Raw genomic sequence first — 24,829 nt, forward strand, 5'->3', positions numbered from 1 at the left:
CGGTTCCCTGGGGTACGCGCTTCAGGCGCGCTACGGTTAGAGCGTATCGACAAGCTGGAACTTGCTCAGCGCGTCCAATGCGAACGGGTTGACGACGCTGCTGGCTGAGAGATCGAGCGACACTTTTCTGCCGCCGAAATCGAAGCTCAGACTGAAGCTGTCGGCCCGCTCGCGTGTCAGCTTGCCGAGGTCGAGCAAGCGAAACAGGCGCCACTGGCCCTGCGCATCGACCGCGCTGCGCCCGTCGGCCGCCGCGGGTGCGAAATCGATCCGCGCCGGCTGCGGTGCCGCAGCGCCAGGCCAGTCGAACGAGACGGCACGTCGCGGATCGTGCTGATAGTCGAGTGTTTTTCCGGCGAGCGTCAGCACGAAACGCGTCAACGCGGGATCCATCGATTCGGGCGTGAGCGCGAAGCGCACCTGAATCGTCCGGCTGCCGTCCTGAAAGAACGCTTCGCGAATCGCCGCCGCTTCGCGGAACATCTCGAGCGTCTTCGCCGACATGCCCAGCGCCTTGGCCGACGGTTTCCAGCTCCAGTGGGGCGTGGACATATCGACGTACTGTTGGATGTTGTTGCGGAAAAATGTATCGATGAGACCGCCGGGGCCGAACACGCGCGTGAAATCGTCGAGCGTTACGTCGACTTGCGACGTCCTCACGAACGGATAGCGGCCGTCCAGCGCGGCGTGACCGAAGGGCACGACGTTCGCGCGCCATAGCGCGTCGAGGCGCAGCCGCTCGCCGGCAAGCGTGGCCGCGGTACCGCTTGCCGAGAGTCCGCGCAACATGCCGGCCATCGGCTGGGGCACCCCGAGCGCAGCTTGATCGAGCGCCGTGAGCGCATCGCCCGGCGGCGCCGGGAGGCCATTCGCATGGGCGGCGTCGGCGGCGTCGAGAAACGCGCCTGCCGCGGCAAGCTCGCGCTGCACCTCATCGAGCGCCGACGGCTTACCGTCACCGCCCGAGGCCACGAACCGATGCAACGCTTCGAAATGCCGGTCCACGGGGCGGCCATCCGCGGGGCGGCCATCCGCGGGGCGGCCATCCGCAGCGCGCCCCTGCGCCACAAGCGCCCCCGAAGCCCCCGGCGCGGGTCCATTCGCCGACTTAGCATGCTTCGCACGCCCTGAGCCGAACATCGTTCCCGCACGCGCGAGCAGAGTCCGCCATATCGATTGCGTCGCATGCCCGGTGCCCTTGCCGCTGTCGAGGGAGCCAGCCGCATCGCCGGCCAGCGTCGTTTGCGCGGCCGCCGTCGTTAGAAACATGCGCAGCGGCGAATCGGGCCGTGCCAGGAATTTCACGATCGACGCGCCGTCACTTCCTTTCGGCAGCGGCCGCAGCGAGACGTCGTTCAGGATGCCGTCCCATGCCGCGATGTAACGGTCGAAATAATAGCGGTCGATGTCGCCGGCCAGCATCGCGCGGCGTGCGGGATCGCCCGCCGGTGCCACGTTGCGGCCCATCACCCAGGCATTGCGATCGAGCGCTTGCAGGGCCGCGTCGCGCATCGTCAGATACCGTGCGTATCCCCGGCGCGTGTATGCCCCTGGCACGCCGTCGGTCAGCGGCTTGCCGCTTTTGCGAATGAGGACGAGCCCCGCGTCGTCGCCGCCCATCATGTCGACCGCAAGCGGCTGCCGCATCGCTTTTTCGAGCTCGGGACGTATCGTGTCGAAGACGCGCTCGGCCACCGGAACCGTACCGATGGCGGCACGCGCGCTCCCGACGAGCTCCGCATCGAGCCGTACATCGGCCTTGAAGCTGCCGTTCCCGAAGAGCGCGTCGACATGCTCGAGCCAATCGGCTCGCTGCGCGTCGGTGAGCGGCAGCGAGCACGCGTCGCCGGCAGCCCATGTCCGTACTGCCGTGGCATCGAAGTGGGCTGGATCACCCAGCATCAGATAAACGCGCAGCGTAGCGTAGCGTGCCCCTACATCGAGCCCCGGAGCCGCCAATGCGCGAGCGAGCCGCCGTGCGACGAACGGCTCGATCGTCGCGCGCAGCAACGCCTGGTACCGCGCCCGGGCAGCGGTGCCGAGCTGCTCGCTCCGGCTCAGCCCGAAGCGGGAGGCGAGCGGCACACGCGCGTCGCGCTGCGCATAGCCGAGCGGCAGATTCCTCGCGGCATCGAGCACCGGCAGCATCGAAGCCGGTGCGTCCGAGTCCACGCCGGCGCGGGCCAACTGAGTCAACCTCAGATCAGCGCGCTCGAGGGCCGCTATCGAGGCGAGATTGCGTTCGTAACTGATCGCAAGGCACGCAGCCACGACGAGCGTGCCAACGGCGATAGCGGCCCAAGCGGCTCGGCGCGCGATGCGCTGCCGGCGCGTCGACGGAAGCCGCCGGCCAGCGAGGCCTGCCTCCGGAAACACGACTTCACGCAAGAGCCGCTCGATGAAGTAGCCCCGCCGCCGGCCGCTACGCTCGCCGCGACTCTCGCAGGCGGCCGGCGGAGCCGCCGTGAAGTAGACGCCGCGCAGCATCGCGTCGTCCATGTACGGCGACGTACCGAACGCCTCCTGCAAAAAGCCGCGCAACGATGGACCGAGCGCCGCGAATCGCACCGGAAATCCATAGATCGGCGCAGCGAGCCCCGGTTCGCCGGACGACGGCAACGATTCGACGACTCGCGCCTGTAGTCGGCGCACGAGCGCATCGAAGCGGCTGCCGAACGATGCGAGCGGCGAGCCCGCATCGCTATCGAGCTCGAACGTCGTGCCCCACACCTGAGCCCGCGCACCTTCGTCCAGCGCCTCGAAAAATGGCGCGAAACCCGGTAGCCGGTCGCATCGCGTCACGACGACATAAATAGGAAAGCGAATGCCGAATGTGCGATGCATTGCATCGATGCGCTCGCGTATCGATGCGGCCTGGCCCTCGCGCGCCGAAGCGGCGCTGTCCTCCAACCATCCTGCGTCGACCGTTACGACGACGCCATCGATGGCGCGCATCCGCCGGGTTTGCCGGAGCTTGCGCAGCAACGCTTGCCAGCCGTCCTTCGCGGCCTGCCCGTGCGGCGAGGCTTCGATGAGGATCGCCTCGTTGGCGAGCCACCAGCGGTGCAGCGTAAGATCGTCGTCGACATCCGCGAGCGCACGCTGATGCGAAAATTCGAGCCCGCTCGCCGCAAGCATCGCGCTCTTGCCAGTGCCGTGCTCGCCGAGCACGAGATACCACGGCAACTTGCGCGCGCGCCAACGGCCGGCACCCGGTAAACCGTTGCCGCGGATCAGCGCGAGCGCGCGGCGAAAGCTGCGCTCGAGCGCCATTCGCGAGCGCCGTGACGTGTCGGCTGCGGCTGCATCGGCCTGCGCCTGACCGTCGTCTTGCGTTTCGTTGCGCGGCGCCTTGCGCACGATGCGCACATCGCGCAGGCATTGCACGAGCCAACGCCCGAGCGCGAAGGCCGCCCAGCATGCGAAGAGCGCAACCACGAGCCACGCGCGTGCCGAGGGGCTGGCAAATGGCGTGCGGCCGTTGTAGCCGACGCGCGGCGCCTGATGCCAAATCAGCGTGAGTCCGAGAAGCACCGCCAAGGCCGCAGCGAATGTACGCCAGCTCACGCGTTCAACTATGCGAGGGATCACTTTTCTCATCTCCGACAAGCGCGGCGGACACTGCCCGCCGCGCACTCATAAGGCCGCGCCCGGCGCAAGCACGGTGATGACGACACGCCTGTTGCGTGCGCGCCCTGCGGCGGAATCGTTCGACGCGATCGGATCGAGCGCGCCCCGTCCTTGCGCGAGAAAGCGCTCAGGCCTGCCGGCTTCTTCGCGCAGTAGCTCGACGACGGACGACGCGCGTGCCAGCGAGAGTTGCCAGTTGCTTTGCCCGCTGGAAAGCGGCGGTCGATCGTCCGTATGACCGACGACGATCACGCGATCCGCCGTGCCGTCGAGCGCCGCGCCGATACGCCGGATCAGCGGCACGTCATCGGGCCGTACCGTCGCGCGTCCCGACGCAAAGACGCCATCGCTGAGCAGCGTGATGACGGCACGATCGGATGTTCCGCCCACCGTCACCCGCTGGCTGGCGATCTCGGGCGCGAGCAGCGTGCTCAACCGCTGGCGCAATGCGGTTTCAGTCACCGCGGGTGCGGCCGCAGGCTGCGACGCGGCAGTGGCAAGACGCACGGAGCCGAGCGATTGAATCACGGGCTGCGCTTGCTCCTGCAGCCAGTGGTCGAATACGGCCCCCAGTGCGGCGAGAAAAATGAGTACGCCCGATATTGCCAGCGCCGTGCCGTTGACGTACCGCCGCCGCGGTAGCGGCGCATGAGCGGCCTGCCATTGGGGCGAAAGCGGCGCGAGCGCACGGCCGCGTTGCGCCGCGATGAGGCGGCGCAGTGTGTCCCGAATGCGCTCGAGTTCTGCGTGGCCGCGTGGCATCAATCGGTAGCGTCCCGCCATGCCCAGCGACAAGACGATGAACAGCAGTTCGAGCGCATCGAGATGGCGCCGCGGCTCCTGCGATAGCCCGTGCAGTATCGTGAAGAAGCGCTCGCCGCCCGACGCTTCGCCGAAAAACGTCACCAGCAGGCTTCTTGCGGCCCAGGCGCCGCCGCCCCATGGGGTCGCGGCAATCGTCTCGTCGATGAACGTGCACAGGCAGTAACGCGCGATCGTAACGGTTTCGGCATCGATGCCTTTGGCGGTCGCTTCGTCGCCGAAGGTCTCGATCATCCCGGCGAGACGCGCGCGCAGCGGTTCCAGGGGCTGGGCCGCGCGTGCGTCGCGCAGCGCCGCACCTGCCTCGATCAGCGCGTGCGCGGCACCGACGAGCGGATTCAGCCCCGATGCGAGCGCGGCTCGGTGATGGGCCTGCGATAACGGCGGCAGCTCCGCATCGATCTGCGTCCCGGCCGGCGCCATCTGTTTGTCGGCCACCATCGGGGCGGCTCCGCTTTCCTCCGCTGCGGGCTCCAACGCGTGAGCCCCCTGCGGGCTCGTATCCTCGGTCATGGTCGAATCGCCCACAGCTGCACCTCCAAGCCAGGAAAGTCACCGGAGACATGCAGCGCGATCGCGGCCGATGCCACGATCTGCGGCCACGAGTCGTCGGACGTGTCGAGCGCGAAATAGCAATAGCCGGCGTGAAAAGGCAATTGACGCGGCGCCACGGGCAATCTGCGCAAGGCGACGCCCGGCAGTTGCAGATTGACCAGATCGTGAATCCGCTCGACCGGGCCCACCTTCGTTTGCGCAGGCAGCGCCATCGAGAGCGCTTGCGTCGCCATCTCCGCCTTCACCGCGAGCACGAACTCGGCGGTCTTCAGCAGCCGTGTATCGGGCACGCGCGCGATGCTGACGCCGAACTGCGATTGCTCGAGGCCGAGCGCGACCGCCTGAGGCTCCATCACCATACTGAGCGATCGACGCAGTTCGTCGGCGAGCGGCGCGAAGGTGTCGGCGAGCGCGTCGTGACGATAAGGTGCCGGTATCGTCGCGCGCCGACCGCTCGCAGTGAAGCCCGCGAGCTCGCCCGCCAGTTGCAGCAGTTCCCGAAAGAGTGCCTCCGGATGCAAGCCCTTCACGCTCGCGAGATGCCGCATGAGCGGCTCGTTGCGATTGACGAGCTGCAGCAGCAGAAAATCGGCGATTTCGGCCGCGCCGTTGGCGCCCGGCTGAGCGAGGCGCGCGGCCAATGCGTCGCCGCGCTGCCGAAGCATGCCGGCCAGCTCGTCGATCAACGCGGCGAGTCGGCCGGCGACGCGATAATCGAGGCACGGCGGCACATATCCGCGATCGAGCACGACGCCGTTCGCTTCGCTGCACTCGACCACGCGCGCAACGCCGAGCACGGCATACGCCTGCGTCACGTCGTCGGCAAATGCGAGCGAGAACCGCAGCTTGCCCACATCCATTTCGGTGCTTTCGCGCGAGTCCTCGTTGTTGTCGACGACGACGCAGGCTTCGCGGCGGTAGCGGGCATAGCTCTCGTCGGCCGTCCTCTGCTCGCTCGCCATCTCCGCCACGCCGGGCCGCCTGAGCGGCAGCGCCAGCACGACCAGCGCATCGCGGCGCGTCTCGGGGATATCGAGCGGCAGCGGCAACTCGTCGTCGAGCGGCAGCACGAACGCGGTTCCGTCGGGCATGATGCCCTCGCACGCCGTCAGCGCCACCTTGCCGAGGCCCAATTGCGCCTCGTCGATGGCGAGCTTCCAAAAGCCCCACCCGTAGTGCCGCCGCGTACCCCAGCGCGAATCGATCTGACTGAGCCAGTAGCGGTCTTGCTGCTGAAGATGCTGCTGTTGCAACAGCATGCCCTCGGACCAGACCACCCGGTTATTCCACGTCATGATGATCTCCCTTTCCTATCGCGTTCGGCATCGGTCGTTCCTTTGCTCCTCCGAACATGCTCGTCGCGGCCTTCCAGACCGGACGCATCCAGCGCGTCACGAGCCCGCGTTTGGGCGCTGGACGAGCCGGTGTCGTATCGGCCAACGTCGCCGCCGAACTACCGAGCGTCGCCGTCAATTCGGCGGCGCCCGCACTGCCGAGCGGCACCGAAGCGCGCCACTTTGCATCGTCGATGCGTTCGTACGCCACCACGATGGCGACGGCGCGCGTCGCCGGATCGAGCGGACGCACGAGCGGCACCGTTTCGCCCGGGCTCACCGTGATCTCGGCGCGCCGCAGCAGCGCGCCCTCGAGCACGCGTGCATCGTGGTCGTACAGTTCGAAGAATGTCGCGCGATCGAGCGCATCTCTCGCACGCAACTCGTAGATCCGGACGATCACGGGCGTCGGACGACCCTCGTCATCGGGATTGAGTGACGGCGACGCATGAATCGTCACGGAAAGCGTCGGCTGCGAGCGCGGAACGGGACTCGCACATCCCGCAAGGGCCACCGAAATGACGATCGTCACCGCCTGCAGGCACCGCCGAGTGCTATTCATCTGCACTCTCCCGTGCAGCCGCGGCGCACTCGCAGACGGGCAGGCGAAAAGCCTGGCGCTGAGGCGGAGCATGATCGGCGCGTGCCGCATCCCGCATCTCTCCGACGGCCTCAGCCGTCGCAGGCGTGCCGAGCCCGAGCGGGTCGCGCGCGGCCACCACGGATGCGCCACGCGCGAGAAACGGCGAACCGGCCAACAGCCGCGATGTCGAGCGCAATGGATCGACCGCGTCGACGCATTCCGGAAGCGTTGCGGTCATGGCGGGCCTCATTTGACGGACGAGCCGTCGTCGGCCTCGTCCGGCGCGCTCGGCGATTCGGGCGACGCATTCGCGCCCGAGCCGGCCGAGCCGCCGCTGTTCAAGCCAACGATGGGACCCGAAATCTGTACACCGGCGGGGCTGATCGCGACGAAGCTCTCCCCGACCTTGAGCGTCAGCAACGCTCTCGCTTCGATGCAAACGGTCGCACCGCCCGAAATCGAAACGAGTTCGGCGCTCGCGGCGTAGGTCATCCCGGCTTTCTGGACCACGTTCGCCTCCGCCTGAAGCGACGCGCTGCCATCGACTTTCACGTTTTGCGAACCGATGACGCTCAGGTGTTGAGCGCCCACTTTCACCAGTTGCTTGCCGCGCACGATCGTGTGCTGCGAGCCTCCCACCCACGTGAGGTCATCCTTCTTGACGTAGGTATCGTGGCGGCCGCCGGTGTACAACAGCAGTTGCAGGTCCTTGTCGTTGAAGCGCACTTCGTTGCGCTCGGAACCTTCGATCGCCTTCGTCCGGATCGTCGAAACACCACTGTTCGCAGGCAGCTGATACGGGGTCTCGTTGGTGCTGTTGTAAACGCTGCCGACGATGAGCGGGTGGTCGGGGTCGCCGTCGAGAAAGGCGACCACCACTTCCTGCCCCACACGAGGCACGAACATCGCACCCCATGCCTTGCCCGCCCAGCCCTGCGCCACGCGCACCCAGCATCGCTGCATGCGCTCGCCGTCTTTTGGCGGGTTGAACTGCTCCCAGTGGAACTGCACTTTCACCTGCAGATAGGCGCTCGCAGCCGTCTGGTCGCCCTCGGGGGTGACGACGATCGCCGTTTGCAACCCCGTATGCGGGCGCGGCGTCCGCCGTTGCGGCCGGTAGGGCCGGCTCTTGCGGATAGCGACGAACTCGCAGTCGAACAGCGGCTCGGACGACGCGGCACCCGGCATCGATGCGAGCGCGTCGATCGCGCCGAGCTCGTACTCCGCTGCGACTACGAGATACTCCGCGTTTTGATCGGCGCGCGGGTAGCCCGTCAGCGAAAACGTTCCGCCGGGGTGCACGCCGCGCGCGCTGGCTCGGCCCACTGCGCGGACGGCCTGAGCCTGATGAGCCTCGACAAGCGTCTGGGCGTAGCGATGTCCGTCGCTTTGCGCGGCATAGCCGGGCGAATAGTCAGCGAGTACGTAGGCACTGCGGCCCTCCTTCGACGACGCACGTGCGAGCAAGCCCTGGTTTTCGCTCGAGCGGGCTTTCCTGAAATCGAACGCATTCACCTCGCTCGTGCCCGCCAAAAGCTCTTCTTCGAACGACCATCGATAGACCGACTCGGTCATCGGCTGTCCCGCGGTCACCCACGGCTGAAACGAGATCGTCCCGTAGTTCGCCATCGGCTCGTGCGCGCTCGGCGCATCGGCCAGCACCAGGATGTCCTTGCCGCCGCGATGTTCGAAGTAGTAGTAGATTCCCTCGCGCTCGAGCAGCCTGGAGAAGAAGTCGAAATCGGTCTCGCGGTACTGCGCGCAGTGCGCGAGCTTCGGATAGCTGGCGGTACATCGGTTTTCGTAATCGACGCTGTAGTCATCGAGCAGTTGGCCGACGATCTCAGGCACCGACAAATCATGAAAGAAGCGGCAGTGCGCGCCGCGCGTGAGCAACCATAGGCGCGGGCGAACCGTCGCCTGGTAGCCGACCCGATGTGTGCCGCTTTCGTCCATACCGTAATCGACGAGGCCGACACGCGCGACGATCCCATTGAATTCGCGCATGCCGCCGACGGCTTCCATCGCGAGCGAGAGCGTCGTGCCGACGAGGTCATGGGTGCCGATATCGGCAGCATCGCTCGCGAGCTCGAGCTCGAATTCGAACGGCGTGGCGAGCGCTTCGCTTCCGCGCATGCGAACCAGACGCAAGGTGTCGCCACCCACGCTGCTCTTGAGCTCGATCTCCATATCAGTGTCCGCCGCGGTTGAAATGTCGATTCATCGGTTTGGCGCCCGCCCATCCGGCGCTTACGGCACCATGGTGCGCAGGCTGCCCGCGAGGTCTATCGTGATCGCGCCCAGCCAGGTGCACATACATACGGACTCGTTCGTCAGCGCGGGAAATCCACCCACCAGTACATTCGGCGCGCCCGGCACCCAGGGCGCGACCGTCGCCGGCACACAAGGTGCGGGTGTGGGCGTGCCGAGCGCCGCCGCCGTCGCCGCGATGACCTCCGGATTCGTTGGCGCATTGCACATCCCGAACGTCGGAATGTTGATGAGCGGCTTCGAATCCATGATCGACGCGGCGGGACGTCCTTCGACGATGACCCGCGCTTGCGGCAGCACGTTGAGCACCGATGGCGCGAGACCGAACGAGCACTTCATCATTGCACCCGCAACGACTTGCTGAGCCATGAAAATTCTCCTTTCGCCAACCGATGTCGGCTGTCAGTTTCGATCAGAAAAACGTGCACCGAATCGCATCGTCAACGACAGTCACTTCCACGCGCTCGATTCGCGTTCCGCTTGTTTGCCGCGCGAGCATCGCCTGCCCGATTTCCGGCAACAGCCGTTGAGCGATGACCGCATCGACGAGACGCGCACCACTGTCGTTTTCATCGCATCGTTCGACGATCCAGGTCACGACGACTTCGTCGAAACGCAACGCAATTGCGTGCTGGCTATGCATCTGGTCTTGCACGCGCGCAAGCTGAAGTCCGACAATCGTGCGCAGCGCCGCTTCATCGAGCGGGTAGTACGGAATCGTCGTCATCCGGCCAAGCAGAGCCGGTGCGAATACGCCTAACAACGGGCCGCGCAGCGCCGCGGCGAGCTCCTGCTCCGAGGGCATGGACGCGGCATCGGCACAGGCGCGCATCATGAGTTCGGTTCCGACATTGGTCGTCAGCAGAATGAGCGTGTTGCGGAAATCGACCACCCGCCCTTCGCCGTCCTCCATCCAACCTTTGTCGAATACCTGATAGAACACCTCGTGCACGTCGCGATGCGCCTTCTCCACTTCGTCGAGCAGAATGACGCTGTGCGGCCGACGACGCACGGCCTCGGTGAGCACGCCACCCTCGCCATAGCCGACATATCCGGGCGGCGCGCCCTTCAACGTCGACACCGTATGCGCCTCCTGGTACTCGCTCATGTTGATCGCGATGAGGTTGTGCTCGCCCCCATAGAGTTCGCCGGCCAGCGCAAGCGCCGTTTCGGTCTTGCCGACGCCGGACGGGCCCGCGAGCAAGAACACGCCAACGGGACGGCCGGGACGGTTGAGTCCCGCGCGAGCGGTCTGAATGCAACGTGCGACGCGCGCAGTCGCGTGAGGTTGACCGACGATGCGCGCATCGAGGCGCCGCGCGAGATCGAGCAGCGTTTCGACTTCATCGCCTACCATGCGCCCGACCGGAATACCGGTCCAATCCTGAACGACGGCGGCCACCGCATGACGGTCCACGCAGGCCATGACGAGCGGTGCGTCGCCTTGCGTGGTCCGCAGCTCGCGTTCGGCGTGGCCGAGCGCCGCGAGCGCCTCCCGCCGCGCACAGGCGGCGTGGGGCTCGTGGGTTTCGTTCACGGCTTCGCCGTCAAACGATCCTGCTTCAACCGCTTCAACAGCTTCGACCTCGTCAACCGAGTCGATCTCTTCGGGCACCTTGGACAGATCGCAAAGGCGCCGATGCAGTTCGCGTATCGTCTCGACGAGCGCGCTTTCCCGCTGCCAACGGGCGGCGAGCGCCTCGGCGGTTGCCCGTTCTGCGGCGAGACGCTCGGCCACCGCGTTGGAACGCGCTTCGCGATCGGCACCCCAGGCCGTCTCGCGCTCGATCGACTCACGCTCCGCCTCGAGTGCCGCGATGGTTTCCCGTGCATGTTCCAGCGCCGGCGGAGTGGCATGGTGACTCGCGGCGACACGGGCGCAAACGGTATCGATGAGGCTGACCGCTTTATCAGGCAATTGCCGATCGGCGATATAGCGGGCGCTCAGCGTCACAGCCGCATGCAGCGCTTCGTCGAGCACGAGCACGCCGTGATGCGCCTCCATCGCCGGCACGAGGCCGCGTAACATCGCGAGCGCCTTCGGTTCATCGGGCTCGCGTATGACGACGGGCTGAAAACGCCTAACGAGCGCGGGGTCCTTTTCGATATATCGCTTGTATTCGGCCCACGTGGTCGCGGCAATCGTGCGCAGCGTGCCGCGCGCGAGTGCCGGCTTGAGCAGATTTGCCGCGTCGCCGGTGCCGGCGGCGCCGCCCGCGCCGATCAGCGTATGCGCCTCATCGATGAAAAGGATGACGGGCGGCTGAGCTTGCTGCGCCTCTTCAATCACCTGCCTCAAGCGCTGCTCGAACTCGCCCTTCATGCTGGCGCCGGCTTGCAGCAGCCCGACATCGAGCGCGCGCAGGCTCACGCCTCGCAAAGGCGGCGGCACGCTGCCCGACACGACGCGTTGCGCGAGCCCTTCGACGACCGCCGTCTTGCCGACACCCGCCTCCCCCGTGAGAATCGGGTTGTTCTGACGCCGCCGCAGCAAGATATCGATGATCTGACGGACTTCATCGCTGCGCCCGACGATCGGGTCGAGCTTGCCTTCGCGCGCCAACGCGGTGAAATCGACGGTGTAGCGCGCGAGCGCCTGCTGCTTGCCCATCGGCGCCGGCGCGATCGCGCCGCTCGCCTCGCCGGGCACCGCATCGATGCGCGTACCCGCTGCGCCACCAAACGCTTCCGGCGATTCCCGCAAGAGCGCGTCGAATTCGCTGGTCAACGCCTCGCAATCGATGCGCTTGAATTCCGGCGAAATCCCGACGAGATCGCGATGGAGCGACGGCGTCTTGAGCAATCCCACGAGCAGGTGCCCCGTGCGTACTTCGTCGGCGTCGAACAGCAGCGACGCATAGACCCAGGCGCGCTCGACCGCTTCCTCGACATGCGGCGACAGATCGATGGCGCCATCGGCACCGCGCGGCAACGCATCGAGTGCTTTGGTCAGATCGCGCGCCAGCGCTGCCCTGCCCAGGCCGAAGCGGCGCACGATTCGATGCAGATCGGAATCGTGATCTTGCAGAATCTGGTGCAGCCAGTGCGCCAGTTCGACGTTAGGATTGCCGCGCAGCTTGCAAAAGACGGTGCCGCTCTCGATCGTGCGATAGGCCAGCGTGCCAAGCTTGCCGAAAAGCGCCACCCGACGAATTTCTGCCATAACGAATCCCCTTAATGTGAGCGCGGCGTTGCAATGTCGCCGCGAAAGCGCAGCGACGGCGAACCGCCGTGCGACGCCGAACGCGACCGGCCAAGCCAGGTCTCGCGCGCAAGACGTGTGTTTCGCGCGAGACGCATGGGCACCGGCACATCGGCGTTCAAGCGGATCTCGACGTCCCAGTCGAGCATGCCGCCGGTATAAAGACGAACCCATTCGACGAGTTCGGCGAACTGGGTCGTGCCTGGCTCCAGCACCCGGCGCGTCGCATCGTCGACGGGACCGATGAGGATGCGCACCCCGTGCTGACGGTCCCAGATACGGCGTCCGAGCACATGTCCTCGTCCGAGCGAGACCGCGGCGCGCGATCCCAATGGAGCCAACGCCTCATCGGGCAATGCGAGCCACCGGCCCGCAAACTGCTCGATCGAAACCGGCACGCCGAAGTAAGTGGCGAGCAATGTCGCGAGCCCGCTCGCATGCCGCGTTCGCCCGGTCAGCAGGCCCCCGAAGTAAAGCAATGCCCGGGCGTCGAGACGCGTGCAGTCGCGCCGCGTCGCGTGGCCGAACCCGGCAAGGCTTCCGACGCTGCGCGCGAACGCGTCGTCGTCCGGACGATCGAGCGCAATCACGGGTTCGCTCGTCACGCGAGCCCGATAAAGCAGGCTCAGCATCCGATGATGAAAGACGTCGAGAAATGCGGTCCATGTCGCGTCGCCGGCGCGCAACCAGCGCTCGCGAACGTACTCGGTGAAGTGCAGCGGCATGGGTCCCTGCGGACCGAGCAATCCCGTGTTGACTGCCACGCGCGGAACGCCGCCCGAGGGGGACACCCCCGCGCCTGAGATTTCCTTGCCGCGAAACGCAAGATCGGCGTTCTGACTGAGCCTCAGCGGTTCGTCGGCCGCGCGCAGTGCGCGACCGATACGCGGCTTGTCGCGGTGAGCCGCCTCGACGAGGCGCAGCGCCGCGATGAATTCGAAGCGCGCCGCGGCGGCGCCGATGCGGCGCATGGTGGTCAGAGGATCGCGCATTGTCCGACTCTCGGCGCCCATCGCATCACTTCGCCGCGGCCGGCCGTGCGCACGACCGTCTCGGTGAAATGATTGATGGACACATAAAAGGCGAAGAACGCCTGCAACACCGCGCCGAAGAGAAAACCGCCCTCATAGACAAACGGCGAATCGGCAAACTCGAGCGCGATCTCGAGACCTCGTCCGAAGGCGGTCGGCCCGGCTATCGGCAGACGCCGCGTCACGGGCCGCGCGCTGAGGCGCTCGATCGACATGATCTGGCGCTTCGCGACGTCATCGTCTGGCCTGCAATGCAAGCTCAGCAGATCGCGCAGCGCGCGCGCCCTTGCCTCGGCGGCCGAGCGGCCGTCGTCGAAGCCAAGGTTCTCGGTCAGCGGGAGGGCGTTGGCCGATAGACCATCGACGAGACGCCAGACCACGTCGTCGTTTTGCGCAAGCGCGCCGCGCGGTTCGCTCGGCCCGGCGATGCAACGCACGGACTCGACTGGCATGGGCTCGCCACAAACGAAATCGGTCGCCCCCGCACCCACGCGCATGCGCAGCGGCAGGTCACGGTTCGTGCAAAGTGCGTTTACCCCGAGCTGATGCAAGTCGATCGGCAGGTGTTGCTCCGCGCCGTCGACGAGCGCGATGTAGACTTCGCTGCCCACATAACGCGATCGAGTCCCGAGGCGGCGCTCCTGCTCCGATGGCAGCCGCGTCTCGCGCCGCATCTGATAGTACGCGCCGTCGCGCCCCGCTTCGCCGCCGCGCACGCGATAAAGCGGATCGAAGCGCCTCGGCTCCATCGCACCCATGCGATAGCCGTCGACGCTGACTATCGAGTGGATTTCGAAATCGATCGGACGCGTGCGATCGGCAACGACGTGATATTCGAACTGCTCGTCGGTCACCCAGATGCGATCGGTCCTGCGCTCGAACAGATTGATCGCCGGCGTGCAGTACAGCGCGAACTGCGAGGTATCGATCGCCGATTCGAGCGTCGAGTCGTGCGCATCCAGCAAGAGGACGAGTTCGAACGCCGTATCGTTGCAACTGCGCAGCGCCTGACGCAGGCCTCGCAGTTCGACGAACAAGAATCGCTGAGCAAACGCGAAATACTCCTGCAACAAGCGCAAGCCCGAGAACGATTGAGCGGCATTCGGCAGCAGCGCTTGTTCGTCCGACAAACCCGTCGGGACCACGCAATCCGCCGGCAACACCGCGCAAGGTACCGACGAGCCGGCCGGCACGACATACGCGCCGACGACATGACCGGTCAATTGCTCGTAGATGCGCACGGCTGCGTTGTCGCTTCCACGCAAGTAGATCGGCAAGGTATCCAGGGGCAACGCGCTCGCCGCGTTCACGCCATGCGCTTGAAACCGCAGATGCAGTGCCGCGAGCGGCCGCGGCGATCGCGCTCCGCGTACGTGGCCTAGCGCACCGCTGTCGGGTGCATAACGCGCGTGGACAAGCTCGAGCGGCCACAGCGTCAGTTCGTGTGCGCTTCGATATTCGCATCGCGTCGTGTCGTGCTTGTCGAGTTGTCCGATGAGCGCTGTGTGCCGCGGCACGCGAACCCCGCGGGCGAGACTCGGGTGCGAAAAGTCGGGCGCGAATTGCGCGACGACCATCGACGGAATGGGCGCGAGATACTGCGGAAACAACACTTCCATCAAATGCTGCGCGAAGCGGGGATATTGCGCGTCGAGGCGCATCTGCACCCGGGCCGCCAGAAAGCTGAAGCCTTCGAGCAGACGCTCGACATAAGGGTCGGCACACTCGAAGCGCTCGAGGCCAAGCCGTCCGGCGACCTTCGGAAACGCCTGCGCAAACTCGGCGCCCATCTCGCGCAGATGCGCGAGCTCTTGGCTGTAGTACTTGAGCAGGACCGGATTCATCGCGCGCTCGATCCGTCGAGTCCGCGCACGCTGACATCGCCGTCCTCGACATCGAGTTCGGTGCGGAAATAAAGCCGTTCAGGATAAGGCTGCATCCAAAGGTCGCCCTCGATCAGGAAGGCCATTGCGGTCGGACGCGTGCGCTCCTCGCGAGGCAGTGCGCGAACCCGTACGCTATCGCTGACGATTCTCGGCTCGAACGAACGAATCGCCTCGGCGATCCAATCCGATATCTCGTCCGAGTCGAGATTCGACAGCGCCTTACCTGTGAAATCGGGCAAGCCATAGTTCAAGACGGAGCGACCGATCGCCGAGCAGCCATCGCCTCGTTTGGGCTCGTACCCGGGGAGTCTCGTTGCGTTCAGGAGATTGGATAAATCGCGCAGCACGCCGCGGCGCAATTGTTTTGCCGAAACCACGCGCCGCTCGCGAGCCTCGAACGGGTTCGACGGTGCATCGTCGGTCAGCCGGTCCAGCAGTGCCGGCTGCAGACGGTCCTTCGCTGTGAGTTCGGCCATGAGTGACAAGGTCCATGAGGGTGAAGCCGCGACGCGCGTTCGCGCCGCGGCACATCAAAACGCGAGGCTGCCGACCGAAGCCGGCAGGCAGGCATTGCGTAATTACTCCTTGCCCGTCTTTTTCGTGCTGCGGTCGTACGTGAATTCGATCGCGGCATCGAGCGAGCCGTCCGGCGTCTTCTGCGGGTGGTAGGCAACGTTCATCGACTCAAACACAAGCGACACGTTTTCCACCATTTCGTCCGTGGAACCGTCGCTTCCCGTGGTGTAGGTCGCAACGAAGACATTCGTGAGGTCCACCTTGAGGAACACTTCCGGGGTAGGCTTACCCGTCGATTTGCGCATCTCCAGCGTACCGGTCGAGAAGTGCTTGCCGGTCGTCAGGTACTTCATGATGATGGGCGAGCCCTTGCAAAACTGCTTCTGAAAATTGATGCCGCTCACCTGTGCCGTGCCGGAGGACAGGCCCCCGTCGGACCGATCCTGGGGATAGTTGCTCATTCCCCAGTTCCAGTTCATGACGTTCAGTGCCGCCTTCTCCTCACCGTTTTCGCCCTCGATCCCTGCGAGCACGATCGTGATACCGTTATCTGCCATCTTTGAACTCCTTGCGGTCTTTCGACCAGATTTAACAAACCACTCCCGCGGACGTCGATCCGCGGGTGCTTATCGAGGTCCTCCCGGCGCAATGCGCCGGCCTCGTCAAGCGCCTCCCGAGACAGAAGGCAGCTTGCTGACCAGTCGCAGCGAGACTGTCAGACCTTCGAGCTGGTAATGCGGACGCAGGAAAAACTTCGCCGTGTAATACCCTGCATTACCTTCAACCTCGTCAACCACCACACTCGCCTCTGCCAACGGTCGACGCGACTTCGTTTCGTTCGTCGAATGCGCGGGAGAACCGTCCACGTAATGGATCACCCAGTCCGACAACCAACGCTGCATGTCTTCCCTGCTCTTGAACGAGCCGATCTTGTCGCGCACGATGCATTTGAGGTAATGCGCAAACCGGTTGCACGCAAAAAGGTAGGGAAGCCGTGCCGCGAGGCCCGCGTTGGCCGTCGCCACCGGATCCTCGAACTCTGCGGGCTTGTGCAGCGACTGCGCGCCAATGAACGCGGCCATGCCTGAGTTCTTCATGTGTACGAGCGGCAAGAACCCCGCTTTCGAGAGCTCCGCTTCGCGGCGATCGCTGATCGCGATTTCTGTCGGACAGGTCGAAGCCACGCCCCCGTCGTCGCTCGGGAAGATATGGACCGGCAAATCGTCGACAGCGCCCCCCGATTCAATCCCGCGAATGCGCGTGCACCAGCCGTAGTGCTTGAAAGAGCGGTTGATGTTGGCGGCCATCGCGTAGGCCGAGTTTGCCCAGACGTAGCGGCTGCTGTCGCCGTCGCCCGTGTCTTCCTCGAAGTCGAAGGAATCGACGGGATTCGACTTCGCGCCATACGGCGCGCGTGCCAGAAAACGCGGCAGCGTCAGCCCGATGTAACGGGAATCCTCCGATTCGCGCAGCGCGCGCCATCCGGCGTGCTCCGGCGTCTCGAACAGTTTCGCGATGTCGCGCGGATTGGCGAGCTCGCCCCACGATTCCATCAGCATCACCGAAGGCGCCGCGGCTGCGATGAACGGCGCATGCGAGGCAGCGCAGATCTTCGCCATCTGGCTCAGCAGATCGACATCCGGGCCGCTGTTGTCGAAGTAATAATCGGCCACGATCGCGCCGTAAGGATGACCGCCGAATTGGCCGTACTCCTGTTCATAAAGCTTCTTGAAGAGCGGGCTTTGATCCCATGCCGAACCCTTGTACTTGCGCAGCGTGCGATACAGCTCGGTCTTCGATACGTTCATCACGCGGATCTTGAGCTGCTCGTCGCTTTCCGTATTGCTGACCAGGTAATGCAACCCGCGCCATGCGCTTTCGACCTTCTGGAAGGCCTCGCAATGCAGGATCTCGTTGATCTGTTCGGTGAGCTTCTTGTCGATCGCTGCCACCAGTGCTTCGACGGTGTTCATCACGTCCGTGGAGACGAGTGTGGTGTCCGCGAGCGCATGTTCGGCCAAGGTCCGCACAGCGTTTTCGATGGCCTGTTGCGCCTTGTCGGTTTTCGGCTTGAACTCCTGCTGCAAAAGCCTGGAGAAGTCGCCGGGCTCGATCGTCTCGCTGACGGTCTGCTGCGCGGCGTTCTGCTCTACAGTACTGACGTCTGTCATGACTGAATTCCTTTTAAAGATTGCGTTCAGGCGGCGGGACCATCGGCCTCGGCCTGCCCCTCGGGCTTGGCCTCGTCGAGCTTGGCTTCATCGGACTTGGCGGCGAGTGCACGCATCAGATCCGGATCGGCAAGCAGCTTGGCCACGAGGTCTTCGGCGCCGACCTTGCCGTCCATGTAACGAAGCAGGTTGGCGAGGTGGCCTCGCGCCTCGTAGAGCCGGCGCAGCGGCTCGATATTGCGTGCGAGCGCTTCGGGGGAAAAATCGTCGATCGACCCGAACGTCAGATCGATGCCGAGGTGGCCCTCGCCCGTCAACGTGTTGGGCACCGTCGCAGCGACACGCGGCTTGATCGCTTTCATGCGATCGTCGAAGTTGTCGGTATCGAACTCGAGAAACTCGCGCTCGGCGACAGACGGCAAAGGTTCGACCGATTGCCCCGACAGTTCCGCCATGACGCCCATGACGAACGGCAGCGAAACCTTTTTTTCGGCGCCGTTGATTTCGACGTCGTACTCGATTTGCACACGCGGCGGGCGCGTACGTGCAAGAAACTTCTGACTGCTTTCCTTGGCCATTGAATCGATCTCCATATGAGTGAGTGGACCGGACGAAGTGCAGGCGTTACTGCGACTCGATACCGGCTAAGTGCTTGACTTCGCCCAGACCCGCGGGCGACAGGTCGCTCACGATCTCGATGAAACTCAGATTGACCAGGCGTCGTGCACGCTGCAGCAACAACGGCACCGGGCTGCCAGGCTCGTTTTGCTCGTAATACGCACATAGGCGGTCGAGCATGCGTACGACATCGACCCGATTGACGATGTCGTGCGATGTGGCCGCCGGCGCGGCGCTTGACGTTTCATTCGCGTCCGACGCGACGACCGGACGCCCGGGATGGCGCACGAGGCGCTCCTGCACCGCTGCGACGGCGTGGCGCAACAGTTGGTGAAGGCGGTTCAAACTAATGGCATGGCTAGGCCCCGCTAACGCGGTCAACAGGGTGTCGATCTTCGCCACGCGCTCGCATGCCGTCGCCAGCATCAGCTGAGTCGCGCTCAACCCGTCGAACGGACACGCTGCGAAAGCAGCCTCGATTTCGGCTGCATCGGCCGGCTTGGCGTCCGGCGGTGCCGCCCATTCGCCGGCGGCGATATCGAGGTCGCGCAGACTGAACGCCTCATGCATCGACGATTGAACGAGCGGCGCGGTATGAACCTGGCGTACGAGTCCGGCCTGATCGTCGAGCGCGACGAGGATGTTGATGCGTGCCGTCGGATCGTTGTCATCGTCGGCGTCCAACCGCGGGTGCAAGTGGTCCCAATGGCGCGCAAGCAAGCCCTCGATCAGCGCCAGCCCGGCGTCGAGGCCCGCGAATCCCGACAGCGATTGCAAGGCGCGCGTGAGCCATACGGCCAGTCGCAAATCGTGGCTTTGCGAGAACAGCGAAGCGCAACGCGTCTTGACCGCTTTCCAGTCCGGCTCGATAGCCTCGAGATGCATCCGGCCGTATTGAACATCCGGTGAGCCCTCGACGAGACGCGCCAGTTCGACGTATTCAGGCGAATACTCGAGATCGGCACCGCATGGCGCCTCGGAAGAAACATCCGCCAACATTGCATCGATATCGAGCAGGGACATGGTTCTCAACGTACGCATCGGAAGAAAGGGGGTGAGCGCGTCGGCATGTCAGATTTGCACTGCATGGCGTATCGCGATCTGTGAGCCATTGTTCTCCGTTCGCTTGAGCCTGCCCTTGCGAAACTTCTCAAAATGAACCGCGCTCACGCGATGCGATGGCCATGAAGCTTGGTACACGCCCTAACGCCAGGTGGGCAGCGCCCACGCAGGGTTGGCTTCAACGCGGAATCCATCGCGTCTGATATCTCGTAACAGGCGTTGCAGTTCGGGCTGGCTGGCAACGACACGATGCTCGGCGTGGCGAAACCCGCTCGCGGCATGCGGAATGAAGAAGATCAACGGATAGTCGATTTCGCCGAGCGCGAAGCCGCCGTAGTCGCCATGCATGACCACATCGTTACCCGGTCGGCATACCGCGTTGAGCCTTCGCCGAATGCGGTCGACGGCGAAGGAGATGTTGCCCAGATGCGGATCGCCCATCGCCGCCGCGATGCGTTGACGCTCGGCATCGTTCGCGAACACGAGCGCCGCCTGATGCGCGAGCCGTCTCACGGCACCGCCGATCTTCGGCGACACGAACGTCGCCCGAGGCATGGGACGGTCGTTCACGCCTGGGCTCGCGAGACTCGCATGCGGAAAGACGCACCAGAGGTCGTAGTCGCCGCAGACGGCGTCCGTGTCGCGCGCAGCATGGCCCGCGGCGCGTGGATTCGTCAGCCCGAAGAGCGGCTCGCAGCCTTTCGCCGTGAGTGCATCGAGCGCCGCGCGCCCGACCGGCGGGTCGTTCGCAAGACGCGCCCGCGCAAGTGCGGGTGGTAGTGGCGCATCGGGCCGATACCAGACGCTCCACTTCGCCGTGCCTTGCGTTGGGACAACCAAAAAGGAATGTGCATCGCCCGCGCCGCCCTGTCGCGCCGTGACCTCGAGGAGCGACGCGCTAGCAGGCGATGCCGCGCCCGAGACCGAACGCTCGATCACGCCTCGTGCGAACAATGTCGAAAGCCGCGCGGCCGAAATGACGAGCGGCACCGCGCCGACGCCGGCCGCCACCGCTTGGAGGACGGCTGCCTCCTGCTTCGCGAGGGGCTGCGACGCCTTCGTAAAACGCGGATCGAGCGCGACGAAGCCCGCCATCGGTCCCCAGTCGCACGTCTTCGCCTTGATGTGAAAGCCCTTCGCCGCATAGCCCTCCATCATCAAATCGGTGCACAGCGGGTTCAACTCGCGAGACGCAATGACCATGCGCGACTCGATGCTGACCTGCTTGAACGACTCGACGTGTCGAGGGTGAAATCCCGCGGTCGCATCGTATTCCGGAAATAGACTCATTGCCTTCCCCATTCGCTTTATCAAAGTCTAGGGAAAGCATTGGAAATCAGACCGAATTACCTTTCGACGCGATTATTCTGGAAGTCATCGCGGTTCTCACTCGCGTTGCAGATAGCGATCCTCGAGCGCCGCGGCGCGGCGGGCCGCGGTTCGACTGGCCAGCAGGCGAGCCAGCGCCTCGTCGTCGCCCGCAAGAGCGAGCGACGCCACAAGTTGGCGCGGGTAATGGAACCCCGCCTCCTCGAGCACCCGATCAGTGAAATAGACGGCTGCGCCGCGATCGAGGCTGGCTTCGCCGGTCGCGAGCAGTTCGAAGCCGCCCAGCGCTCGAACCACTTCGTAGGTCAACTGGCGCTCGAATTCCACACTGCACAGACCGCTATCGCTCAGATACCGCAAGTCGTCGTCATCCAAATAGAGCCGACGTTGCGCCGCGCCGGCTTCGTTGCGCGCGGCACCTTGAAGCACCGCATCGGCCGGCGCATGGCCATCGAGCATGATTTTCCACTGCAGCGGCTGGCCCTTGGCGTCCGTGCGCGGCGCATGCGCGAGCAGGTGGCGAAACGTCTCGCTCTCGCAATAGAGGCGGCGATAGAAGTCCGACAACACCTTCGCATCGGCTGTAAGTACCTCGTTGGCGCCCCCAGGGCTCGTCACGAAAACAAAGCGCTTCTCGAACTGCGCTTCGAAGTCGTGCCATGACAGGAAGACGTCGTCTTCCTCCGCCGGCATCGCGTCCAGGATCGCCTTGGCCTCGCGCACGGTCGCGCGTGAAAGCAGCGGCGTTTCGCCGATGCGTGCGTTGTCCGGCACAGGCCCACGTCCCGCATCGACGATCGGATCCAGATACGCGTCCTCCGCCTGCGCGGCACGCAGGGCCGCATCGCGATGAACCTCGAACGCTGCGAGTTGTTCGGGGTCGGGCGAAAGATCGGTGACCGGACTCATGATCTGCTCCGGGATCCGATAACCGGCTTCGTTCAAGATCTTGTCCGTCAGATACACGGGTGAGCCACGATTGAGCAGACCCACGGCCGGCACCGGATCGGACTCGCCGGTGAAGGCATGGATCATTTCGCGCAGATAGGCCTGTTCGAGCGTCCACGGTTCGCGCCCGTTCGGCGACTCGTACTGCATGGCGAGGATGTCGCTGTCGTTCGGCATGAAAATTCGCTTGCCGGTGAAATCCGCGTAAGCCTTCCTCGGGGAGCCGAGCGGCTTCGCCTCGCCCACGACGATCGTCCATTTTTTCCAGTCCTGTCCCGCGTCGTTGCGCGCACGTGTCTGTTCGTCGTCGAAGCGATTCGCGAGTCGTCGAAACGTCGGGCTCTTCCGAAAGAGCGCTTCGTAGAACTCGCCGGCGTCGAACGATCGCCCTGCACCCGCCCGCAATTCGATCTCGAAGTTTTCGGAGCGAATCCGCTGGAAATCGCGCAGCTCGATATCGTTGGCACGTGCCAGTGCCCGCTCGACCTTCTGCACCGTGATGCGGGTTCGAGGGTTCGCGACGGCCGCATCGGATCGCACATTCAGGCCGGTATCCAAATCGGTGTAGTAGCACTCGGTGACGGGATCCCGCTCGATCACCCGTCGATCCCGCGTACGGCGGCCCGTGTGCCAATCGATTTCATAGGCGAGCCCATCCTTGCTGAGGATCGGCACGATCTGGTCCTCGTCGGCAAGGTGCACGATATCGAGCTCGCGCCACCGCACGTGGCGCTCGCCCGAGCGCACGCGTTGCGCGAGTTCGCCATAGGCGGCGGGAACATTGCTGTCGCGCAAGCTGATATCGACAGGGTCCGCGGCGGCTCTGACCACGGACGGATGTACCGTGAGCTCCATGATCGATCCATCCGTGCGAGCAACCGCACGCCCCAGCCTCGGCACGACAGGATGGCTTGCCCGGCCAGCGCCGGCGTGGGCACCCGAGCCTGTCGTCAGGTCGAATAGATCGACGCCCAGAAAGATGAGGCCGAGCGCCGCTTGAGCGGCATCCTTGTGACGCACGCCCTCTTCGATGTTGTAGAGCGAGCCCGCGACCGGCACTGTGTTGATCCACGTCTCGAAGCCTCGCACGGTCGCGCGGTGCTGCTCCGTTTCGGCCGCAAGCGTGCTCGCGATGCGCGCGGCCTCCTGCTCGACGGCGCCGGGTGTGACCGGCCCGGCACGCTCCCAGAGCTTTTCCTTGGCGCGCGCGACGACCCAGGGATGTGACGGTAGTGCGGCGTTGAACTTTTCCTCGGCCGCTTGCAGCGCATCGCGCGGGACGAGCTGAACGTCGCCCGGCAACGACATTCGCGAACCCACGAGACCACTCCAGTCGGCTCGATCCAGGAACTCGTCGATGCGGTTGCCGAACGCCGTTTTCGCGATGTTGGGGTTGTCGCCGCCGATCGTATAGCGACGCTCCTCTTCGATTTCGTCGTCGGCCAATCCGAGACTGCGCAGGATGTCGCGGGCCGCGTTTGGGCGCTCCAGGCACGGCGGCGTGCCGAAAGCCGCAAGCAGGCGCTCGTTGCCGTATTCAGTCAACGCCTGCGTGCGCGCGGCCCAGTCGCCCACGACGATCCGCTGTGCGCCCAGCGCGCCATCGGCTGTCACTTTCCGCGCGAAGTCTCCGATGGGTCCGTCGTTGCCGGCCGCTTCTTGCAGCGCACCGATCAGCGATTCGATTGCCGCCGTGGCGGCGGCGTCGCCCTGCGCGTCCCACGCCTTGCCCTGCCTGGCGAACTTGGAGAGGTGGGCGTTGATCCATTCCATCGGTGCATCGTTGCGGCCTGCCAGCTCCTCGGCCGCCCGCGCCTCGACGCAATTGCGATAGAGCAGCACGAAGTTGGCCGCGTCAGAGACGACGATGTCGTTGCTGCGGGCGAGATGAGCCGCGAAAAGCAACCGGGGGTGAGTCGGATAAAAGGGTGCGGCGGTCCACTCGTTCTCTATCTGCTGGAATGCCTTCAAAAGCGTCGCTGCATCGTCGAGCTTCGGCGGGACCGGCTGGCCGCGGTAGCGCTGAATACGCTCGACGGCAGTCGCCATCGAGTGCTGCGCGGTGCCGAACGGATAGAGGACGCTTTCGCCGATTTGTTCGAACTTGCGCTCGAGCAGGCTGCGCTTTTGTTGAGGGCTCAGCAGCATGAAGACCGGGTCCGCACTGACATCCGCCGAATCGAGCAGGCTCTCGAACGAGATGCGCTGGGCATTGCGCAGTGCGAATCCATCGAAAAAGGGCGTAGTGCGTCCAACTGTGGTCGGTACGGGTAACAACAACGCCAGCGCTTGTTGTCCGGCGCGGTCTTCCTGGAGTGCTTTCGCAAACGCGATGCGCAACTCGGCGATTGACGGCAAGGCCGCCGTGCTCCCCATCGACGCATCGACGTGCAAGCGCCGATAAAGCACGGCGGCCGCGTCGAGTATCGCCTCGTCCGCGAGCTTGCGCGAGCCGGGCCGCGCATCCCAATCGAACGGTATCCACGTATGGAAATGGCGCGCGACACCTTGCAGCAGGTCGCTCGGGCGATCGGCATACAGAGCGGCCTTGGCCGGGTCGACCCACTGCCGCAGCGACGCGTCGATGCGGGCCACCTTGGCATAGGGATCGAACTCGCTGACGCCCCGCGCCGTCGATGCGACTTGGGCATTGACCGCGCCGGCCTCCTTGGTCGCGATCGCGCGGCGCAGCCGCTGCTCGCGGACGTTATCGGCCGGAGCCGGACCGAGGCCTTGGGCACACGGCTCGTCGCGCGCCTCGACAGGCTCCTTCGCTTGGTCCGGTTCAGCCAGCGCGCCGGGATCGGACACCGCGGATGAACGCGACAGGTGCGACAACACATCAACCGAAAACGACATCGGGGTTTCCCA

At 65.0% G+C, this 24,829-nt stretch carries 17 protein-coding genes; all 17 read right to left on the reverse strand.

Annotated features, from left to right (window positions below; translation table 11 throughout):
- Nucleotides 1–36: 36 nt before the first annotated feature.
- Nucleotides 37–3,567 (reverse strand): type VI secretion system membrane subunit TssM, encoded by a 3,531-nt coding sequence (gene tssM, locus GWC77_RS00645; RefSeq protein WP_173254825.1) that lies wholly within the window; start codon nucleotides 3,565–3,567, stop codon nucleotides 37–39.
- A gap of 69 nt (nucleotides 3,568–3,636) precedes the next feature.
- Nucleotides 3,637–4,980 carry a type IVB secretion system protein IcmH/DotU gene (gene icmH / locus GWC77_RS00650; RefSeq protein ID WP_173254827.1) on the reverse strand — a complete coding sequence of 448 codons (1,344 nt, stop codon included), beginning with the start codon at nucleotides 4,978–4,980 and terminating at the stop codon, nucleotides 3,637–3,639.
- Nucleotides 4,962–6,302: a type VI secretion system baseplate subunit TssK gene (gene tssK / locus GWC77_RS00655; RefSeq protein WP_173254829.1), complete on the reverse strand. Its 1,341-nt coding sequence runs from the start codon at nucleotides 6,300–6,302 to the stop codon at nucleotides 4,962–4,964. The genes icmH and tssK overlap by 19 nt, the downstream gene beginning before the upstream one ends.
- Entirely contained in the window at nucleotides 6,289–6,903 is a 615-nt protein-coding gene (gene tssJ / locus GWC77_RS00660) for a type VI secretion system lipoprotein TssJ (RefSeq protein WP_173254831.1), read from the reverse strand. Before tssJ ends, tssK begins: the two co-directional genes overlap by 14 nt.
- Nucleotides 6,896–7,162 (reverse strand): hypothetical protein, encoded by a 267-nt coding sequence (locus GWC77_RS00665; protein WP_173254833.1) that lies wholly within the window; start codon nucleotides 7,160–7,162, stop codon nucleotides 6,896–6,898. Before GWC77_RS00665 ends, tssJ begins: the two co-directional genes overlap by 8 nt.
- Nucleotides 7,163–7,170: 8 nt before the next feature.
- Nucleotides 7,171–9,114, reverse strand: a complete 1,944-nt coding sequence (locus GWC77_RS00670; RefSeq protein ID WP_173254835.1) for a type VI secretion system Vgr family protein — start codon at nucleotides 9,112–9,114, stop codon at nucleotides 7,171–7,173.
- A 60-nt stretch (nucleotides 9,115–9,174) separates the two neighbouring features.
- Nucleotides 9,175–9,564: a DUF4280 domain-containing protein gene (locus tag GWC77_RS00675; protein WP_173254836.1), complete on the reverse strand. Its 390-nt coding sequence runs from the start codon at nucleotides 9,562–9,564 to the stop codon at nucleotides 9,175–9,177.
- Nucleotides 9,565–9,607: 43 nt separating this feature from the next.
- On the reverse strand, nucleotides 9,608–12,358 hold the full coding sequence (tssH, locus tag GWC77_RS00680; protein ID WP_173254838.1) for a type VI secretion system ATPase TssH: 2,751 nt from the start codon (nucleotides 12,356–12,358) through the stop codon (nucleotides 9,608–9,610).
- An 11-nt stretch (nucleotides 12,359–12,369) separates the two neighbouring features.
- Complete coding sequence (gene tssG / locus GWC77_RS00685) at nucleotides 12,370–13,389, reverse strand: type VI secretion system baseplate subunit TssG (protein ID WP_173254840.1); 1,020 nt, start codon at nucleotides 13,387–13,389, stop codon at nucleotides 12,370–12,372.
- On the reverse strand, nucleotides 13,374–15,272 hold the full coding sequence (gene tssF / locus GWC77_RS00690) for a type VI secretion system baseplate subunit TssF (protein ID WP_173254842.1): 1,899 nt from the start codon (nucleotides 15,270–15,272) through the stop codon (nucleotides 13,374–13,376). Before tssF ends, tssG begins: the two co-directional genes overlap by 16 nt.
- A complete protein-coding gene (gene tssE / locus GWC77_RS00695) occupies nucleotides 15,269–15,790 on the reverse strand; it encodes a type VI secretion system baseplate subunit TssE (protein ID WP_173254844.1) in 522 nt (173 codons plus the stop codon). The genes tssF and tssE overlap by 4 nt, the downstream gene beginning before the upstream one ends.
- Before the next feature lie 102 nt (nucleotides 15,791–15,892).
- Nucleotides 15,893–16,387, reverse strand: coding sequence for a type VI secretion system tube protein Hcp (locus GWC77_RS00700; RefSeq protein ID WP_173254846.1), 495 nt, complete (start codon nucleotides 16,385–16,387; stop codon nucleotides 15,893–15,895).
- Between the two features lie 105 nt (nucleotides 16,388–16,492).
- Nucleotides 16,493–18,001: a type VI secretion system contractile sheath large subunit gene (tssC, locus tag GWC77_RS00705; protein WP_173254848.1), complete on the reverse strand. Its 1,509-nt coding sequence runs from the start codon at nucleotides 17,999–18,001 to the stop codon at nucleotides 16,493–16,495.
- 26 nt (nucleotides 18,002–18,027) lie between these two features.
- On the reverse strand, nucleotides 18,028–18,579 hold the full coding sequence (tssB, locus tag GWC77_RS00710; protein WP_173254850.1) for a type VI secretion system contractile sheath small subunit: 552 nt from the start codon (nucleotides 18,577–18,579) through the stop codon (nucleotides 18,028–18,030).
- Between the two features lie 46 nt (nucleotides 18,580–18,625).
- Nucleotides 18,626–19,642, reverse strand: a complete 1,017-nt coding sequence (tssA, locus tag GWC77_RS00715; protein ID WP_173254942.1) for a type VI secretion system protein TssA — start codon at nucleotides 19,640–19,642, stop codon at nucleotides 18,626–18,628.
- A 180-nt stretch (nucleotides 19,643–19,822) separates the two neighbouring features.
- Nucleotides 19,823–20,971, reverse strand: a complete 1,149-nt coding sequence (locus tag GWC77_RS00720) for an anthrax toxin-like adenylyl cyclase domain-containing protein (RefSeq protein WP_173254852.1) — start codon at nucleotides 20,969–20,971, stop codon at nucleotides 19,823–19,825.
- A 96-nt stretch (nucleotides 20,972–21,067) separates the two neighbouring features.
- Entirely contained in the window at nucleotides 21,068–24,817 is a 3,750-nt protein-coding gene (locus GWC77_RS00725; RefSeq protein ID WP_173254854.1) for a hypothetical protein, read from the reverse strand.
- Between the last annotated feature and the right edge of the window lie 12 nt (nucleotides 24,818–24,829).

This window comes from Paraburkholderia sp. NMBU_R16 (assembly GCF_013282575.1).
Taxonomy (GTDB): Bacteria; Pseudomonadota; Gammaproteobacteria; order Burkholderiales; family Burkholderiaceae; genus Trinickia.

Coding starts and splice junctions, on each gene's coding strand:
- tssK (WP_173254829.1), bottom strand. CDS start 6,302: ATGACGTGGAATAACCGGGTGGTCTGGTCCGAGGGCATGCTGTTGCAA.
- tssJ (WP_173254831.1), bottom strand. CDS start 6,903: ATGAATAGCACTCGGCGGTGCCTGCAGGCGGTGACGATCGTCATTTCG.
- GWC77_RS00665 (WP_173254833.1), bottom strand. CDS start 7,162: ATGACCGCAACGCTTCCGGAATGCGTCGACGCGGTCGATCCATTGCGC.
- GWC77_RS00670 (WP_173254835.1), bottom strand. CDS start 9,114: ATGGAGATCGAGCTCAAGAGCAGCGTGGGTGGCGACACCTTGCGTCTG.
- GWC77_RS00675 (WP_173254836.1), bottom strand. CDS start 9,564: ATGGCTCAGCAAGTCGTTGCGGGTGCAATGATGAAGTGCTCGTTCGGT.
- tssH (WP_173254838.1), bottom strand. CDS start 12,358: ATGGCAGAAATTCGTCGGGTGGCGCTTTTCGGCAAGCTTGGCACGCTG.
- tssG (WP_173254840.1), bottom strand. CDS start 13,389: ATGCGCGATCCTCTGACCACCATGCGCCGCATCGGCGCCGCCGCGGCG.
- tssF (WP_173254842.1), bottom strand. CDS start 15,272: ATGAATCCGGTCCTGCTCAAGTACTACAGCCAAGAGCTCGCGCATCTG.
- tssE (WP_173254844.1), bottom strand. CDS start 15,790: ATGGCCGAACTCACAGCGAAGGACCGTCTGCAGCCGGCACTGCTGGAC.
- GWC77_RS00700 (WP_173254846.1), bottom strand. CDS start 16,387: ATGGCAGATAACGGTATCACGATCGTGCTCGCAGGGATCGAGGGCGAA.
- tssC (WP_173254848.1), bottom strand. CDS start 18,001: ATGACAGACGTCAGTACTGTAGAGCAGAACGCCGCGCAGCAGACCGTC.
- tssB (WP_173254850.1), bottom strand. CDS start 18,579: ATGGCCAAGGAAAGCAGTCAGAAGTTTCTTGCACGTACGCGCCCGCCG.
- tssA (WP_173254942.1), bottom strand. CDS start 19,642: ATGTCCCTGCTCGATATCGATGCAATGTTGGCGGATGTTTCTTCCGAG.
- GWC77_RS00720 (WP_173254852.1), bottom strand. CDS start 20,971: ATGAGTCTATTTCCGGAATACGATGCGACCGCGGGATTTCACCCTCGA.
- GWC77_RS00725 (WP_173254854.1), bottom strand. CDS start 24,817: ATGTCGTTTTCGGTTGATGTGTTGTCGCACCTGTCGCGTTCATCCGCG.